General features: G+C 71.0%; 14 protein-coding genes. 8 read left to right on the plus strand and 6 right to left on the minus strand.

Going from position 1 to position 13,942, the window contains the following annotated elements; all coding sequences use genetic code 11:
- Nucleotides 1-41: 41 nt before the first annotated feature.
- On the plus strand, nucleotides 42-875 hold the full coding sequence (locus OCQ_RS20825) for an alpha/beta hydrolase (RefSeq protein WP_014385711.1): 834 nt from the start codon (nucleotides 42-44) through the stop codon (nucleotides 873-875).
- On the opposite strand, the gene OCQ_RS20830 is transcribed toward OCQ_RS20825, so the two are convergent.
- Genes OCQ_RS20830 through OCQ_RS20840 form a run of 3 tightly spaced genes read right to left on the minus strand, consistent with a single transcriptional unit; the run spans nucleotide 872 to nucleotide 3,911 of the window.
- Nucleotides 872-2,050 carry a M20 family metallopeptidase gene (locus OCQ_RS20830; RefSeq protein ID WP_014385712.1) on the minus strand — a complete coding sequence of 393 codons (1,179 nt, stop codon included), beginning with the start codon at nucleotides 2,048-2,050 and terminating at the stop codon, nucleotides 872-874. The two genes, OCQ_RS20825 and OCQ_RS20830, sit on opposite strands and share 4 nt — an antisense overlap.
- A complete protein-coding gene (locus tag OCQ_RS20835; RefSeq protein WP_014385713.1) occupies nucleotides 2,047-3,249 on the minus strand; it encodes a M20 family metallopeptidase in 1,203 nt (400 codons plus the stop codon). Before OCQ_RS20835 ends, OCQ_RS20830 begins: the two co-directional genes overlap by 4 nt.
- 47 nt (nucleotides 3,250-3,296) lie before the next feature.
- The gene (locus OCQ_RS20840; RefSeq protein ID WP_179300689.1) at nucleotides 3,297-3,911 is read right to left on the minus strand and encodes a cutinase family protein; all 615 of its coding nucleotides are present in this window, start codon (nucleotides 3,909-3,911) and stop codon (nucleotides 3,297-3,299) included.
- A 170-nt stretch (nucleotides 3,912-4,081) separates the two neighbouring features.
- On the opposite strand from OCQ_RS20840, the gene OCQ_RS20845 reads away from it, so the two are divergent.
- Together OCQ_RS20845 and OCQ_RS20850 are read left to right on the plus strand one after the other, a co-directional pair.
- Nucleotides 4,082-4,909 (plus strand): purine-nucleoside phosphorylase, encoded by an 828-nt coding sequence (locus OCQ_RS20845; RefSeq protein WP_014385715.1) that lies wholly within the window; start codon nucleotides 4,082-4,084, stop codon nucleotides 4,907-4,909.
- A gap of 4 nt (nucleotides 4,910-4,913) precedes the next feature.
- On the plus strand, nucleotides 4,914-6,497 hold the full coding sequence (locus OCQ_RS20850; RefSeq protein WP_014385716.1) for a phospho-sugar mutase: 1,584 nt from the start codon (nucleotides 4,914-4,916) through the stop codon (nucleotides 6,495-6,497).
- On the opposite strand, the gene upp is transcribed toward OCQ_RS20850, so the two are convergent.
- Nucleotides 6,418-7,122 (minus strand): uracil phosphoribosyltransferase, encoded by a 705-nt coding sequence (gene upp, locus OCQ_RS20855; RefSeq protein ID WP_020188467.1) that lies wholly within the window; start codon nucleotides 7,120-7,122, stop codon nucleotides 6,418-6,420. The two genes, OCQ_RS20850 and upp, sit on opposite strands and share 80 nt — an antisense overlap.
- Nucleotides 7,123-7,214: 92 nt before the next feature.
- Between upp and OCQ_RS20860 the strand changes: the two genes are divergently transcribed.
- From OCQ_RS20860 to OCQ_RS20870, 3 genes are read left to right on the plus strand one after another with little or no spacing between them, the layout of a single operon-like run.
- The gene (locus OCQ_RS20860) at nucleotides 7,215-8,105 is read left to right on the plus strand and encodes an alkaline phosphatase family protein (protein ID WP_029384548.1); all 891 of its coding nucleotides are present in this window, start codon (nucleotides 7,215-7,217) and stop codon (nucleotides 8,103-8,105) included.
- Between the two features lie 47 nt (nucleotides 8,106-8,152).
- Nucleotides 8,153-9,433 carry a protein export chaperone SatS gene (gene satS, locus OCQ_RS20865; RefSeq protein ID WP_041785186.1) on the plus strand — a complete coding sequence of 427 codons (1,281 nt, stop codon included), beginning with the start codon at nucleotides 8,153-8,155 and terminating at the stop codon, nucleotides 9,431-9,433.
- A 26-nt stretch (nucleotides 9,434-9,459) separates the two neighbouring features.
- On the plus strand, nucleotides 9,460-10,443 hold the full coding sequence (locus OCQ_RS20870) for a VWA domain-containing protein (RefSeq protein ID WP_009954080.1): 984 nt from the start codon (nucleotides 9,460-9,462) through the stop codon (nucleotides 10,441-10,443).
- Nucleotides 10,444-10,475: 32 nt separating this feature from the next.
- On the opposite strand, the gene OCQ_RS20875 is transcribed toward OCQ_RS20870, so the two are convergent.
- Entirely contained in the window at nucleotides 10,476-11,483 is a 1,008-nt protein-coding gene (locus tag OCQ_RS20875) for a VWA domain-containing protein (protein ID WP_008259993.1), read from the minus strand.
- 48 nt (nucleotides 11,484-11,531) lie between these two features.
- A complete protein-coding gene (locus OCQ_RS20880; RefSeq protein ID WP_014385718.1) occupies nucleotides 11,532-12,551 on the minus strand; it encodes a cupin in 1,020 nt (339 codons plus the stop codon).
- A 144-nt stretch (nucleotides 12,552-12,695) separates the two neighbouring features.
- Here OCQ_RS20880 and OCQ_RS20885 point away from each other — a divergent pair, with 144 nt between their 5' ends.
- Both OCQ_RS20885 and OCQ_RS26930 read left to right on the plus strand, forming a co-directional pair.
- Nucleotides 12,696-13,406 carry a GntR family transcriptional regulator gene (locus OCQ_RS20885; RefSeq protein WP_014385719.1) on the plus strand — a complete coding sequence of 237 codons (711 nt, stop codon included), beginning with the start codon at nucleotides 12,696-12,698 and terminating at the stop codon, nucleotides 13,404-13,406.
- An 88-nt stretch (nucleotides 13,407-13,494) separates the two neighbouring features.
- Nucleotides 13,495-13,938, plus strand: coding sequence for a hypothetical protein (locus tag OCQ_RS26930; RefSeq protein WP_029384552.1), 444 nt, complete (start codon nucleotides 13,495-13,497; stop codon nucleotides 13,936-13,938).
- Nucleotides 13,939-13,942 lie beyond the last annotated feature (4 nt).

Genomic DNA, 13,942 nt, shown 5'->3' on the forward strand with positions numbered 1-13,942 from the left:
GGGCGTTCGCCGCCGCCGTCAACCCGGCCCCCAAGGCCGCCGTGCGCTACCCCGAGGTTTCGGGCCGCACGAGCGAAATCACCGTCCCCACCCGGCACGGCCCCACCCGCGCGACCGTCTATCACCCGCCGGCCGGCACCACCGACCCGCCCGTCTATGTCAACGTGCACGGCGGCGGGTTCGTGGTCGGGCACCCCGAACAGGACGACCCGTGGTGCCGCTATCTGGCCGCCAACGCGGGCGTGGTGGTGATCAACCCCGACTACGTGCTGGCGCCGCGTCACCGCTTTCCCGCCGCGGTGCACCAGATCTATGACGTGGTGCGCTGGGCGGCCGGCCCACACCCCGACTGGGACGGTGCCCGGCTGTGCGTCGGCGGCCAGAGCGCGGGCGGCAACCTGTCCGCCGCGGCGGCCCGGCTCGCGTGGGAGAACGGCGGCCCGCCGATCGCGTTGCAGGTGTTGCACTACGCCCCGCTTGACCTGGTCACGCCCACCCGCGACAAGCCGTCCACCCTCGGCCGCCGGGCGATCATGAAACCGTGGATGGGCGAGGTCTTCGACACCGCCTACATACCCGAGCGGGCGCAGCGCCGCGACCGCCTGGCCTCGCCCGCCTGGGGGAACAACGCCGACCACATCGCCGGCATCGCGCCGGCGCTGATCGTGACGGCCGAGCACGACCGCCTTTGCGGCGAAGCCCGCCGGTACGCAAAGAAGCTGGACGCGGCCGGCGCGTTGGCGGAGTACTACGAGGTGGCCGGCGTCGACCACGGATACAACATCATGAGCCAGGCCGGCGACGTCACGCGCCGCGCGTACGCCCACATCGCCGGCCACGTCGTGCGCGCCACCAACCGCGACGGCACCCGCTAAGAGAGCTCGAACGCCGCCGACTGCTCGACGATGTTGGCCAGCACCCGCACCCCGATCGCCAGGGCCCGCTCGTCGAGATTGAACGTCGGCTGGTGCAGGTCCAGCTGCGGCCCCACCCCCGGCCACACCCCCAGCCGCGCCATCGCGCCGGGGATCTCCTCCAGGTACCAGGAGAAGTCCTCGCCGCCCCCGGACTGGCGGGTGTCGGCCAGCGCGTCGGGGCCGACGGCCTCGATCGCGTGGGTGAGGATGCGCGTCGAGACGTCCTCGTTGACCACCGGCGGCACGCCGCGGCGGTATTGCAGCGTGTGCTCGATGGCCAGCGGCGCCAGCAGCCCGGCCACGGTCTCGCGGATGATCTCCTCGAGCCCCACCCAGGTCTGCCGGCTGGCGGTGCGCACGGTGCCGGCCAGCACGCCGGTCTGCGGGATGGCGTTGGCGGCCACGCCGGCGTTGACCGCGCCCCACACCAGCACGGTGCCGTTGCGCGGGTCGATGCGCCGCGACAAGACCCCGGGCAGGCCGGTGATCAGCGTGCCCAGCCCGTACACGAGGTCGGCGGTCAGGTGGGGGCGCGAGGTGTGGCCGCCGGGTGAGTACAGCGTGATCTCGATCTGGTCGGCGGCCGAGGTGATGGGGCCGTGCCGGACCGCGATCTTTCCGACCTCCAGCCGGGGATCGCAGTGCAGCGCGAAGATCCGGGACACCCCGCTGATGGCGCCGGCCGCGATGGCGTCGATCGCCCCGCCGGGCATGAGTTCCTCGGCGGCCTGGAAGAGCAACCGCACCCCGATCGGCAGCTCGGGGACCGACGCCAGCACCAGGGCCGTGCCCAGCAGGATGGCGGTGTGCGCGTCGTGGCCGCAGGCGTGCGCGACGTTGGGCATGGTGGACGCGTAGGGGGCGCCGGTGCGTTCGACCATCGGCAGGGCGTCCATGTCGGCCCGCAACGCGATCCGGGGCTCGTGCTCGGGGCCGATGTCGCAGACCAGTCCCGTGCCGCCGGGCAACACCTTCGGGTTGAGCCCCGCTTCGGCCAGCCGCTCGGCGACGAACTGGGTGGTGGCGTACTCCTGGCGGCCCAGCTCGGGGTAGCGGTGGATGTGCCGGCGCCATTCGACCAGGTCTGCGTGATGAGAGGCCAGCCAGGATTCGGCGGCGTCGGCGAGTCTCATGCGCGCTCCCCGCCGCGTCTGCGTTCGTGCGCCGCCATCACCCGGTCGCGTTCGGCGGGCGTCTGGGCCAGCTGGACCACCGTGCGCGCCAGCATGATCGCGCCCTCGATCACGGCGCGGTCGGCGCTGGGGTTGGTGGCGGCCTCGGCGAAGCCACGCTGGTGCACCATGGCCCCGCCGGAGTCGAGCCCGATCACCGGGTGGATCCCCGGCAGCGCCTTGGTCACGTTGCCCATGTCGGTGCTGCCCATGGGCAGCGCCGCCTCATACTCGCGGGCCACCGGCTCGCGGCCGAGCCGTCGCATCTCCTCGCGAAAGACGTCGGCCAGCCATTGGTCGGGGGTGAGTTCGTCGTAGGCGGGTGCCGGGTTGTCGATGTCGTATTCGCAGCCGGTGGCCAGCGCGCCCGCGGCGAAGCAGGCGTACATCCTGCCCTCGAGTTCCCGGAGCGAGTCGGCTTCGACCGCGCGCATCGCGTACTGAAGCGTCGCGCGCCCGGGTATGACGTTGACCGCCTGCCCGCCGTCGGTGACGATCCCGTGCACCAGCTGCCCGGGCGCCAGTTGCTGGCGCAGCAGCCCGACGGCCACCTGCGCGACGGTCACGGCGTCGGCGGCGTTGATCCCGAGGTGCGGCGCGACGGCGGCGTGGGATTCCGTGCCGCGGTACGTGATGGTCGCCTCGGACAGGGCCAGCGAGCGGGCCGCGGCGATATCCGTCGGCCCGGGATGGAGCATGACGGCCGCGGCGATGTCATCGAACACCCCCGCCCGCAACAACAGCGCCTTGCCGCCGCCGGCCTCCTCGGCGGGAGTCCCCAGCAGCGCCACCCGCACGCCCAGCTCGTCGGCGACCTCGGCCAGCGCCAGCGCGGTGCCCACCGCCGAGGCGGCGATGATGTTGTGGCCGCAGGCGTGCCCGATCTCGGGCAGCGCGTCGTATTCGGCGCACACCCCGACGGTCAGCGGCCCGCTGCCGTAGTCGGCGCGGAAGGCGGTGTCCAGACCGCCGGGGGCGGCGGTGATCTCGAAGCCACGCTCGGCGACGAGTGCCTGCGCCTTGGCGCAGCTGCGGTGCTCGGCGAACGCCAGCTCGGGCTCGGCGTGAATGGCGTGCGACAACTCGACGAGGTCGCCGCCGCGCCGCCGCACGACAGCTTCGACGCTGTCCAGCAGGCTGTCTAACGGGGCGGTGGGCACTCTCGCAGTATGTCACTCACCGGCCTACGGCCCTGAGGCCCTGAGGGCTACACCAGCCCGGCGATGAAACTCGCCGCCTGGCCCGGGTAGGGCGGGGCGGAGTAGTCGTGGTGCGCATCCCGGTCGCGACCGCCGACGACGCAGACGGGATCACCTTCGCTGCACAGGTCGATGGTGCGGCCGGCGAACGCGCCCGTCGACGACAGGGGTGTGTCGAAGCGGTTGCCGGGATTGCCGAACACCGCGACGGCCCTGATCTTGTTGGCCAGGGCAGGATCCAGCGGGGGCGCCGATCCGAAGTTCCCGATGCGCTGGCCGACGGGCGGCACCCCGGCGAGCATCGAGATCGCGGCGGCGCCCTGCGAGAAACCGCCGAGCACCAGCCGCGTGGACGGGCACTGGTCGACCATCTCCGCGATGTGGTCGCGTGCGTCGTTGGCGGCGTCGGCGGTCGTCAGGAAGTTGTAGCTGGCCGGATAATTCACCGCATAGGAATCGACGGTGCGCGACCCCAGCGCGGGCTGCAGGGCGGCGAACAGCGCGTCGCCCACCACACCCAGGCCCGGCGGCTCGGCGGTGCCTCGGGCGAAGATCAGTTGGACGTTCGGACAGTCCGCCTTGGCCGACGGCGCCGGGCCGACTGTGACCGAAACCACTGACAGCACAACACCAACGGCGATGGCAATGACCGGGCCAACCACCGGCCACCTACGAAGACTCATACGCCAGATCTTGACACATACCGGCGACACCGTCGCCGGGCCAGGTTCGATCGCCCGGCTCCGCACTCGCGCCTCACCTGCGCTCGCCGTCCCCGGGCTAGGCTCCCGCTGTGACCCAAACCTCGTCCGACCCAGGCGACCTCGCGCGCCGCGCCGCCGCGGTCATCGCCGAGCGCACCGGAATCGACGAGCATGACGTCGCCATCGTGCTCGGCTCGGGATGGTCGCCGGCGGTCGCCGCGCTCGGCACCGAGGCGATCGGGAAGACCGCCGTGCTGCCCCAGGCCGACCTGCCCGGCTTCCGGCCGCCCACCGCGATCGGGCACACCGGCGAGCTGTTGTCGATGCGCATCGGCGCACACCGCGTGCTGGTGCTCGTCGGCCGCATCCACGCCTACGAGGGCCACGACCTGTGCCACGTCGTGCACCCGGTGCGGGCGGCCTGCGCGGCCGGCGTGCGCGCGGTCGTGCTCACCAACGCGGCGGGCGGACTGCGCCCGGACATGGCCGTCGGCGAACCGGTGTTGATCAGCGACCACCTCAACCTGACCGCGCGTTCCCCGCTGGTCGGCCCGCAATTCGTGGACCTGACCGACGCCTACTCCCCGCGGCTGCGCGAATTCGCCCGCCAGGCCGACCCGACGCTGACCGAGGGCGTCTACGCCGGCCTGCCCGGCCCGCACTACGAGACCCCCGCGGAAATCCGGATGCTGCGCACGCTGGGCGCCGACCTGGTCGGCATGTCGACGGTGCACGAGACCATCGCGGCGCGGGCGGCCGGCGCCGAGGTGCTCGGGGTGTCGCTGGTGACCAACCTGGCCGCCGGCATCGGCGGCGAGCCGCTCAGCCACGCCGAGGTGCTCTCCGCGGGGGCTGCGTCCGCCAGCCGGATGGGCGCCCTCCTGGCCCTGATCCTCGAGCGGCTGCCCCGGTTTTAGGGCCATGACGCCCGAGGAGTGGATCGCCCACGACCCCGACCCGCGGACGGCCGCCGAGCTCGCCGCGTGCGACGCGGAAGAATCAGCCGCACGGTTCGCCCGTCCCCTGAGGTTCGGCACCGCGGGCCTGCGCGGCCCGGTGCGCGGCGGGCCCGACGCGATGAACGTCGCGGTGGTGTCGCACGCCACCTGGGCGGTGGCGCAGGTGCTCAAGCGGCGCGCCCCGGCCGGTGCGCGGGTGATCGTGGGGCGCGACGCCCGGCACGGTTCGGCGGTATTCGCCACGGTGGCCGCCGAAGTGCTTGCCGATCAAGGGTTTTCGGTGCTGTTGCTGCCCGGTCCGGTGCCGACCCCGGTGGTCGCGTTCGCGGTGCGCCACACCGGCGCGCTGGCCGGGATCCAGATCACGGCGTCGCACAACCCGCCGGCCGACAACGGCTACAAGGTGTACGTCGACGGCGGCATCCAGCTCGTCTCCCCCACCGATCGCGAGATCGAGGCCGCGATGGCCGACGCCCCGCCCGCCGACCAGATCGGCAGGGCCCCCATCGAACCGGGCCAGGCCGATCTGGTCGAGCGCTACGTCGAGCGCGCGTCCGGGCTGCGGCGCGGGGCCGGCTCGGCGCGGGTCGCCCTGACGGCCCTGCACGGGGTGGGCGGCGCGGTGGCCGTGGAGACGCTGCGCCGCGCCGGCTTCGCCCAAGTGCACACCGTCGCAGCGCAATTCGCTCCGGACCCGGACTTCCCCACCGTCGCTTTCCCCAACCCCGAGGAGCCGGGTGCCGCCGACGCGCTGTTGGCCCTGGCCTCCGACGTGCGCGCCGACGTGGCGATCGCGCTGGATCCCGACGCCGACCGGTGCGCCGTCGGCATTCCCGACAAAGCGGGGTGGCGGATGCTGTCCGGCGACGAAACCGGTTGGCTGCTAGGAGATTACATTCTTTCCCAGCCGCAGCGCGCCGAAACGCCGGTGGTGGCCAGCACCCTGGTGTCCTCGCGGATGCTGTCGGCCATCGCCGCGCACCGCGGCGCCGTCCACGTCGAAACCCTCACCGGCTTCAAATGGCTGGCGCGCGCCGATGCCGAGGTCCCCGGCGGCACCCTGGTATACGCCTACGAGGAAGCGATCGGGCACTGCGTCGACCCGGACGCCGTACGCGACAAGGATGGCATCAGCGCCGCGGTCCTGGTGTGCGACCTGGTGGCCACGCTGCTGCGCCAAGGCCGTTCGGTCGTCGACCTGCTCGACGAGCTGGCTCGCCGATACGGCGTGCACGACGTCGCCGCGATCTCGCGCCGGGTCGCCGACCCCGCCGAGGCGGCCGCGCTGATGCACCGGCTACGGACCACCCCGCCGGCGACGCTGGCCGGGTTCCCCGCCGAACTCACCGACGTCACCGATGCGCTGATCTTCACCGGCGGTGACGACCACACGTCGGTCAGGGTGGTGGTGCGGCCCTCCGGGACCGAGCCGAAACTGAAGTGCTACTTGGAGATTCGCTGCGCGCCTAGCGACGATCTGGATTCTTCGCGGCGGCGCGCCGGTGCCCTGCGCGCCGAGCTGGTCGCTGCGATGCGGGGCTGGTGAACAGGTTCGGCCCGAACTGGCGGTCCCCCGCGTCGCCGAGGCCAGGCACGATATAGGCCGACTTGTTGAGCCCCTTGTCGACCGCGGCGGTGAACACTCGCGCGTCCGGCGCCGCTTTCTGCACGGCCGCAAGGCCTTCCGGCGCGGCCACCACGCACAGCGCGGTGATGTCGGTGGCGCCGCGGCGCTGCAACAGGCCGATGGTGTGGGCCATCGACCCGCCGGTGGCCAGCATGGGGTCGAGGACCATCACCGGCCGGCGCGCGAGTTTGTCGGGCAGCGCCTCGAGATACGGGACCGGCAGGTGGGTTTCCTCGTCGCGGGCGACACCGACGAAACCCACCTCCGCCTCGGGTATCGCGGCCTGGGCGGCCTCGACCATGCCCAACCCGGCCCGCAGCACCGGAACCAGCAGCGGCGGGTTGACCAGTCGCGTCCCAGCCGTCGCGGCCACCGGGGTGCGGATCCTGACCGACTTTCGCGGCGCCTCCCGGCTGGCCTCGTACACCAGCATCAGCGTGAGCTCACGCAGCGCGGCCCGAAACCCGGCATTGTCGGTGCGTTCGTCGCGCAGCACCGTCAGCCGGGCCGCGGCCAGCGGGTGGTCGATCACGCGCACGTCCATCCCATGAAGGGTATATAACGATCGGGCAAAGCCCTTCTGACACGCTTGCGTTCGTCCCAGCCACACCGCACGCGCGTTCGTATACTCCCGGGGTGTCGCGCGAAAATCGAAGTCCGAGAAGCCTACTCGGCAGGGCGCATCGCCTCCTGCCGGCGCTCGGCGTGGTCGCATTGGTGGCACTGGCGGCAAGTCCGCTGACCCCGCGCATAGGCCTTGCGGCAGCGGCCATTCCGCAACCGGCGCACATCGTGATCGTGGTGGAGGAAAACCGTTCCGAGAACGGCATCATCGGCAACAAGTCGGCGCCCTTCATCACCTCCCTGGCCGCCAATGGCGCCAACATGACGCAGTCATACGCCGAAACCCACCCCAGCGAACCGAATTACCTGGCGCTGTTCGCGGGCAACACCTTCGGGGTGACCAAGGACCTGTGCCCGATCAACGCCGGCGCGGCCCCCAATCTCGGATCCGAATTGCTGGCCGCGGGCCACACGTTCGTCGGCTTCGCCGAAGGCCTGCCAACCGTCGGCTCGCCGGTGTGCACCGCGGGCAAGTACGCGCGCAAGCACGTGCCATGGGCCAACTTCACCAACGTGCCGGCGGCGAACTCGATGCCGTTCTCCGCGTTCCCGATGGGCAACTACGCCAGCCTGCCGACCGTGTCGTTCGTCATCCCCAACAACGACAACAACATGCACGACGGGTCCATCGCGCAGGCCGACGCCTGGCTGAATCGCCAGCTGTCCGGTTACGCCAATTGGGCGGTGGCCAACAACAGCCTGCTGATCCTGACGTTCGACGAGGACGACAACGGCAGCCACAACCAGATCCCCACGGTGTTCTACGGCGCGCACGTCCGCCCCGGCAACTACAGCGAGCAGATCAACCACTACAACGTGCTTTCCACGGTGGAGCAGATGTACGGGCTACCCAAGACGGGCTATGCCGCCAGCGCCGCGCCCATCACCGACATCTGGGACTAGACCACTGCCCGGCGGCGCCTTGGCCGGTCGTCGCTATTCTGTGCCGCATGGCTGCTGACCTCGTGCCCATTCGCCTGAGCCTGTCCGCCGGCGACCGCTACACCGTGTGGGCGCCCCGCTGGCGTGACTCCGGCGACGAGTGGGAGGCCTTCCTGGGCAAGGACGAGGACCTGTTCGTCTTCTCCTCCGTCGCCGACCTGGTGGCGTTCGTGCGGTCCGACACCGACAACGACCTGACCGACCACCCGGCGTGGAAGGCCCTGACGTCGGCGCACGCGCATGACTTCGAGCCCGCCGAGGACAAGCAGTTCGATCTGGTCGCGGTCGAGGAGCTGGTCTCCGAGAAGCCCACCGCGGAATCGGTGTCCGCGCTGGCGGGCACGCTGGCCATCGTGTCGTCCATCGGATCGGTGTGCGAGCTGGCGGCGGTGTCGAAGTTCTTCAACGGCAACCCCAGCCTGGGCACGGTGTCGGGCGGGGTCGAGCACTTCACCGGCAAGGCCGGCGCCAAACGCTGGCATGCGATCGCCGAGGTCATCGGGCGCAGCTGGGACGACGTGCTGGGCGCGATCGATGACATCGCCACCACCCCCGACGTCGACGCCAAGTTGTCGGCCAAGGCCGAAGACGAACTGGCCGAGGAGCGCGAAGAGGACGAGACCGAAGACGCCGTCGAGGAATCCGCGGCCGACGACATTGACGACGACGTTGACGACGAAGTTGACGAAGACGACGACACCGAAGCCCGGGCGGCCGGCGACACCGCGGTGCTCGGCGGCGACAAGGACTTCTGGCTGCAGGTCGGCATCGATCCGATCCGGATCATGACGAGCTCGGGCACCTTCTTCACCCTGCGCTGCTACCTCGACGACGAGCCGATCTTCCTGGGCCGCAACGGACGGATCAGCGTGTTCCCGTCCGAGCGCGCGCTGGCCCGCTACCTGGCCGACGAGCACGACCACGACCTGTCCGATCTGAGCACCTACGACGACATCCGCACCGCCGCCACCGACGGGTCGCTCACGGTCAAGGTCACCGACGACAACATCTACGTGCTCACCGGCCTGGCCGACGACCTGGCCGACGGGCCCGAGGCCGTGGACCGGGAGCAACTGGAACTGGCCGTCGAGGTGCTCCGCGACATCGGCGACTACTCCGAGGATCCCGCGGTGGACAAGGCGCTCGAAACCAACCGGCCGCTGGGCAAATTGGTGGCCGCCGTGCTCGAACCCGGCTCGGTCACCAAGCCGTCGCCGCCGTACGCCGCGGCGGTGCGCGAGTGGGAGAAGCTGGAGCAATTCGTCGAGGGCCGGCTCCGCCGCGAGTAGGGCGTTTCACGGGCTAGGTTGGTGACGTGTCGCTTCCCGGAATCGGCCCGCTGCCGCTGTACGGGTTCCAGCGCCCGGCCATGTTGCTGTTCGGTTTGGTGCCCCTGGCCTTGCTGGCCGTCTACGTCGTGGTGCAGGCCCGTCGCAACCGACGGCTGCACCGCTACACCGACGCCCCCGTGGCGCAGTCGCGGTGGCGGCACCTGCCGATCGCCGCGTCGCTACTCAGCCTGGCGTTGCTGACGATCGCGCTGGCCACCCCCACCCACGACATGCGCATCCCGCGCAACCGCGCCGTCATCATGCTCGTCATCGACATGTCGCAGTCAATGCGGGCGACCGACGTCGAACCCAACCGGCTCAAGGCCGCCGAACAAGCGGCCAGCCAATTCGCCAGCCAGCTGACACCCGGCATCAACCTCGGGCTGGTCGGCTTCGCCGGCACGCCCTACTTGCTGGTGCCGCCCACGCCGCAGCACCAGGCGACCATCGACGCGCTCAAGAAGCTGGACTTCGCCGACAGCACGGCCACCGGCCAGGCCATCTTCACCGCCCTGCACGCGATCGGCGCCACGGCGGTCACCGGGGGCGACAATCCGCCGCCGGCCCGCATCGTGCTGCTCTCCGACGGCCGCGAGAACAAGCCTTCCAACCCCAGCGATCCGCACGACGGTGTCTACACCGCGGCCCGCCTGGCCAAGGACGAGGGCGTGCCCATCTCGACGATCTCGTTCGGCACCAAGGGCGGCGAGATCGAGATGGACGGGCAGCGCGTCGCGGTCCCGGTGTCGACCGACCAGATGAAGACGATCGCCCGGCTCTCCGGCGGGCAGCCCTATACCGCCACCAACATCGGCGAGCTCAACAAGAGCTACAACGCGATCGAGAACGAGATCGGCTACCGCACCGTGCCGGGACCCGGCAGTTCCGGCTGGCTGCGCCTGGGGGTGCTCGCGGCGCTGATCGCGACGGCGTTGGCGCTGTTGATCAACCGGCGCCTGCCGACCTAGCGCCCGTCCACCGACCGAGCCCGCCCGGCGGGTCAGGCGGGCAGCCTGCGGTTCAGCAGCAGGCCGGCCAGCACGGCGCCGGCCATCACGACGGCACCGAGCAGCATCCACGCCAGGCTCGCGTCGCCCTTGACGGTTTCGTAGCCGATCTGGCGCTGCAGCGTCGTGTACACGTTCTTCAGCGAGTCCAGGCTGTCGGCGTGGAACGCCTCGCCGTCGGTGATCTCGCAGATCTTCTGCAGGGTCTGATCGTCCACCGGGACCGGAATGGTGGCGCCCTCGTAGTCGACGGTCCCGTACGGGGTGCCGAACGAGATCGTCGAGATCTGCACCCCTTGGCCCTTGGCGGCCCGGGCGGCGGTGAACGCCCCCTGCGGGGCGTTGGGGTCCAGCGGCACGTTCTCGGCGCCGTCGGACTCCAGCACGATCCGCGCCGGCGGCGGGCCTTCGCCGCCGCCCATCACCGAGCCGACCGTCGCGATCGCCTGCAGCGCGGTGAAAATGCCTTCTCCCGTAGCGGTTTTCGGGGCGGGCTGCAGACTGTCGATGCCCGACTTCACCGCGCCGCGGTTCGTCGTCGGAGGCACCAGCAGCGTGGCGTTGGCCGCGAATTCCACCAGCCCCAGGTTGATGGCCGGCGTCAGCTGATCGGCGAACTGCTTGCCGGCCTCCTTCGCCGCGGCCAGGCGGTTGGGCGGAACATCGTTGGAGGCCATCGATTCCGAGACGTCGATGACGAGCATCACGACCGCGCGGTTGAGCGGGATCCGGACATCCGACGTCGGCCCGGCCATCGCCGTGGTCAGCAGCACCAGCGACGTGGCCAGCAGGATGGTCGGCACGTGCCGCCACCGGCTCGGGTGCGGCGGGGCCACGCGCTCCAGCACCTCCATGTTGGCGAACCGCAGCACCCGGCGACGGCGGGCGAATTGCTGCACGACATAAAGGCCGATCACCAGCAGCACGGCCAGCAGCGCGAGGAAGAACCAGGGGTTCTGGAATCCAGTCAGCGACACCGGGCCCAGCAGCGGCACCTTCATGTCGAGCCACACTAGGCGTCGAATCCGGGCCCCGCATCGGGCCCCGGCTCAGCCCGCGGCGAGATCGCGGCGCTGGGTGAACTTGATGTCGAGGCTGCGCAGGTGGGTCTGCAGCCCGGCGTCCTGGACCGGGATCAGGTGGGCCGGTTCGTCGGTCTCGTTGTAGTGGGCGTGCCATATGCCCGGCGGGGTGGTGAAGGCGCCACCGGCCTGCCAGTCCACCCGGATGGGATCGACGATGTCGCCCCGCTCGTCGAGACGCGTGCCCAGCAGCGTGTAGCAGCCGGCCGCGGGCGCGTCCAGGATGAGGTCCAGCGCGACCGACTGGTGCCGGTGCGGGCGCTGCACCTGATGGGGCGGAAGCACGCCGAACATGGCCCACAGCACGTGCGTGATGGTCAGGGTCTGGTCCTGCTCGGCGTTGGCCAGCAGGACGCTGACACGGCTCTTCTCGTTGGCGCCGGGGCGCGACGCGATCTCGGTCAGCTTGGCGACGGCGTCGGCGCGGCGGAACTTGGTCGCCCGGAAGCGGGGCCGGGTCGCGTCGGCGCCGAGGTAACGCATCAGGGGCTCGTCGTGCACCCAGTACATGGCCGTGTCGGCGCCGGCGTAGAACACCGAGTGCGCGCCGGCGGGCAGCGTCACGAAGTCGCCCTTCTCCCACTCGATCAGGCGGCCGTTGACCGCCGCGAACCCCCGCCCGTAGAGCACGTAATACAGCTGCGAGGTGGCGTTGGGGTGGGTGTCGACGTGCTCGTTCGCGCGAATGGACACGAAGTTGGCCAGCAGCGCGGGGCTGGTCGCCGCGCCGGCGGGGCCGCCCAGCTCGGCCGACAGGTCCAGCGGGATCACGCCGGTCGGCGCGTCGAGGTAGAGCTCGGGACCGAACCGCCTGATCGGCACCCGCGGGGTCAGCCCGGAGCCGATCGGGTTGGCGGCCCTGGAGTACTCGAAGTATTCGGCCTGCTCGGCCCACTCTTCGAACCGCCCCTCGAACGCGTACTCGGCGACGTTGACCATCGGCGCGGGGACCGTCGGGTCCAGGTTCGGGGTCGCTAGCTGCTGCATGTCGGTCTCCCTTGCCGCTCAGGTGGATCTGGTATCTAAATAGTATTTATCTTGTATCTAAGCGTCAAACGTCGCAGCTAGACGCGGTCGGTGTACGGTCAATTGGTCGGTTGAGATACGACTTAGCTACCAGAAGGGCCGGGTGTGGCGGCGAAGGAAAGGCGGACGGGGACGGCCAAGGACCGCGCGCTGGACTACGTCAAGATGCGGGTGCTCACCGGCGAGTTCCCCGGCGGCGAGCTGATCAGCGAGGGCGACGTGGCCAGCGCGCTGGGGATGTCGCGCACGCCGGTGCGCGAGGCGTTTTTGCGGCTGGAGGCCGAGGGACTGCTGCGCCTGTATCCCCAGCGGGGGGCCCTGGTGGTTCCGGTGTCGCCCGACGAGGTGCGCGCGGTGATGGAGGCGCGGCTGGTGCTCGAGCAGTTCGCGGCGGGCAAGGTGATCGGGCGCGGCGGCGCCGCATGCGCCGCCGTGTTCGGGCGCCTGTCCGGCGAGCTTGCCAGGCAACGCGACGCGGCCGCCGCTGCAAACTGGCGAGAATTCGTGGAGGCCGACCGCGCCTTCCACGCCATCACGCTGCAGGAGTCGGGCAACGCCATCCTGTCCGGCTTCTACGCGTCCCTGCGCGACCGCCAGATGCGAATGATCGGCGAATCGACGCTGCGCGACCCCGACCGGGTGGCCACGATTCTCGAGGAGCATCGGGGTATCGCCGAAGCCCTGCGCGACGGCGATCGCGCGCGGGCGGCGACCGCGGTGCAGACCCACCTGGCCGGCACGGTGCGCGCCATCGGCCTGTCCGTCGACCCGGATCCGTTATGGGCTACCGGATTTGGCCGCGATGGAGCAGACTGATCGAATAACGCGGGGGCGCAGCGCTCCCGGTCCGCATGTATCGGGGGGAACGATGACCTGGGTGACGGCCTCGAGGTTGCGCGGCACGATGACGAAAACGGTTGTGGCCCTGTCGATTTTGGGGGCGGCCACGGCGGGTGCGACGATCCCGGCGAACGCGGCACCCGGCTTCGCGCGCACACCCGCCGCGCCGCTCGACGATCCCGATCCCGGCCTTCCCACCAACCCGTCGGATCCCCGATGTGCGGGGATGCCGGGGCTGGCGCAGTGCCAGGGCGGCCCGTACGCCATGGGCGGGGCGCCCACCGGCCCCGCGGATTTGAGCTGCATCAGCATGCCCAGCGACCCGGTGTGCGCGGGTGGCCCGTACGCCCCGCCGCCACCCCCGCCGCCCATCGCGCCGCCACCGGAACCGCTGGCGCCCATGGCCGCGGCCCCCGTAGAACCACCGCCGATGGCCCCGCCGCCGATGGTGGAGCCACCACCCATGCCGGCGGCCGACCCGTCGATGGGGATGCCCGGGCACATCTGAGAAC

This window comes from Mycobacterium paraintracellulare, assembly GCF_000276825.1.
GTDB classification, from domain to species: Bacteria; Actinomycetota; Actinomycetes; order Mycobacteriales; family Mycobacteriaceae; genus Mycobacterium; species Mycobacterium intracellulare.

Excerpts from the sequence above, each read along its gene's own strand:
- OCQ_RS20830 (WP_014385712.1), bottom strand. The coding sequence starts at position 2,050 with ATGAGACTCGCCGACGCCGCCGAATCCTGGCTGGCCTCTCATCACGCA.
- OCQ_RS20850 (WP_014385716.1), top strand. The coding sequence starts at position 4,914 with ATGACGCCCGAGGAGTGGATCGCCCACGACCCCGACCCGCGGACGGCC.
- upp (WP_020188467.1), bottom strand. The coding sequence starts at position 7,122 with ATGGACGTGCGCGTGATCGACCACCCGCTGGCCGCGGCCCGGCTGACG.
- satS (WP_041785186.1), top strand. The coding sequence starts at position 8,153 with ATGGCTGCTGACCTCGTGCCCATTCGCCTGAGCCTGTCCGCCGGCGAC.
- OCQ_RS20875 (WP_008259993.1), bottom strand. The coding sequence starts at position 11,483 with ATGAAGGTGCCGCTGCTGGGCCCGGTGTCGCTGACTGGATTCCAGAAC.
- OCQ_RS20880 (WP_014385718.1), bottom strand. The coding sequence starts at position 12,551 with ATGCAGCAGCTAGCGACCCCGAACCTGGACCCGACGGTCCCCGCGCCG.
- OCQ_RS26930 (WP_029384552.1), top strand. The coding sequence starts at position 13,495 with ATGACGAAAACGGTTGTGGCCCTGTCGATTTTGGGGGCGGCCACGGCG.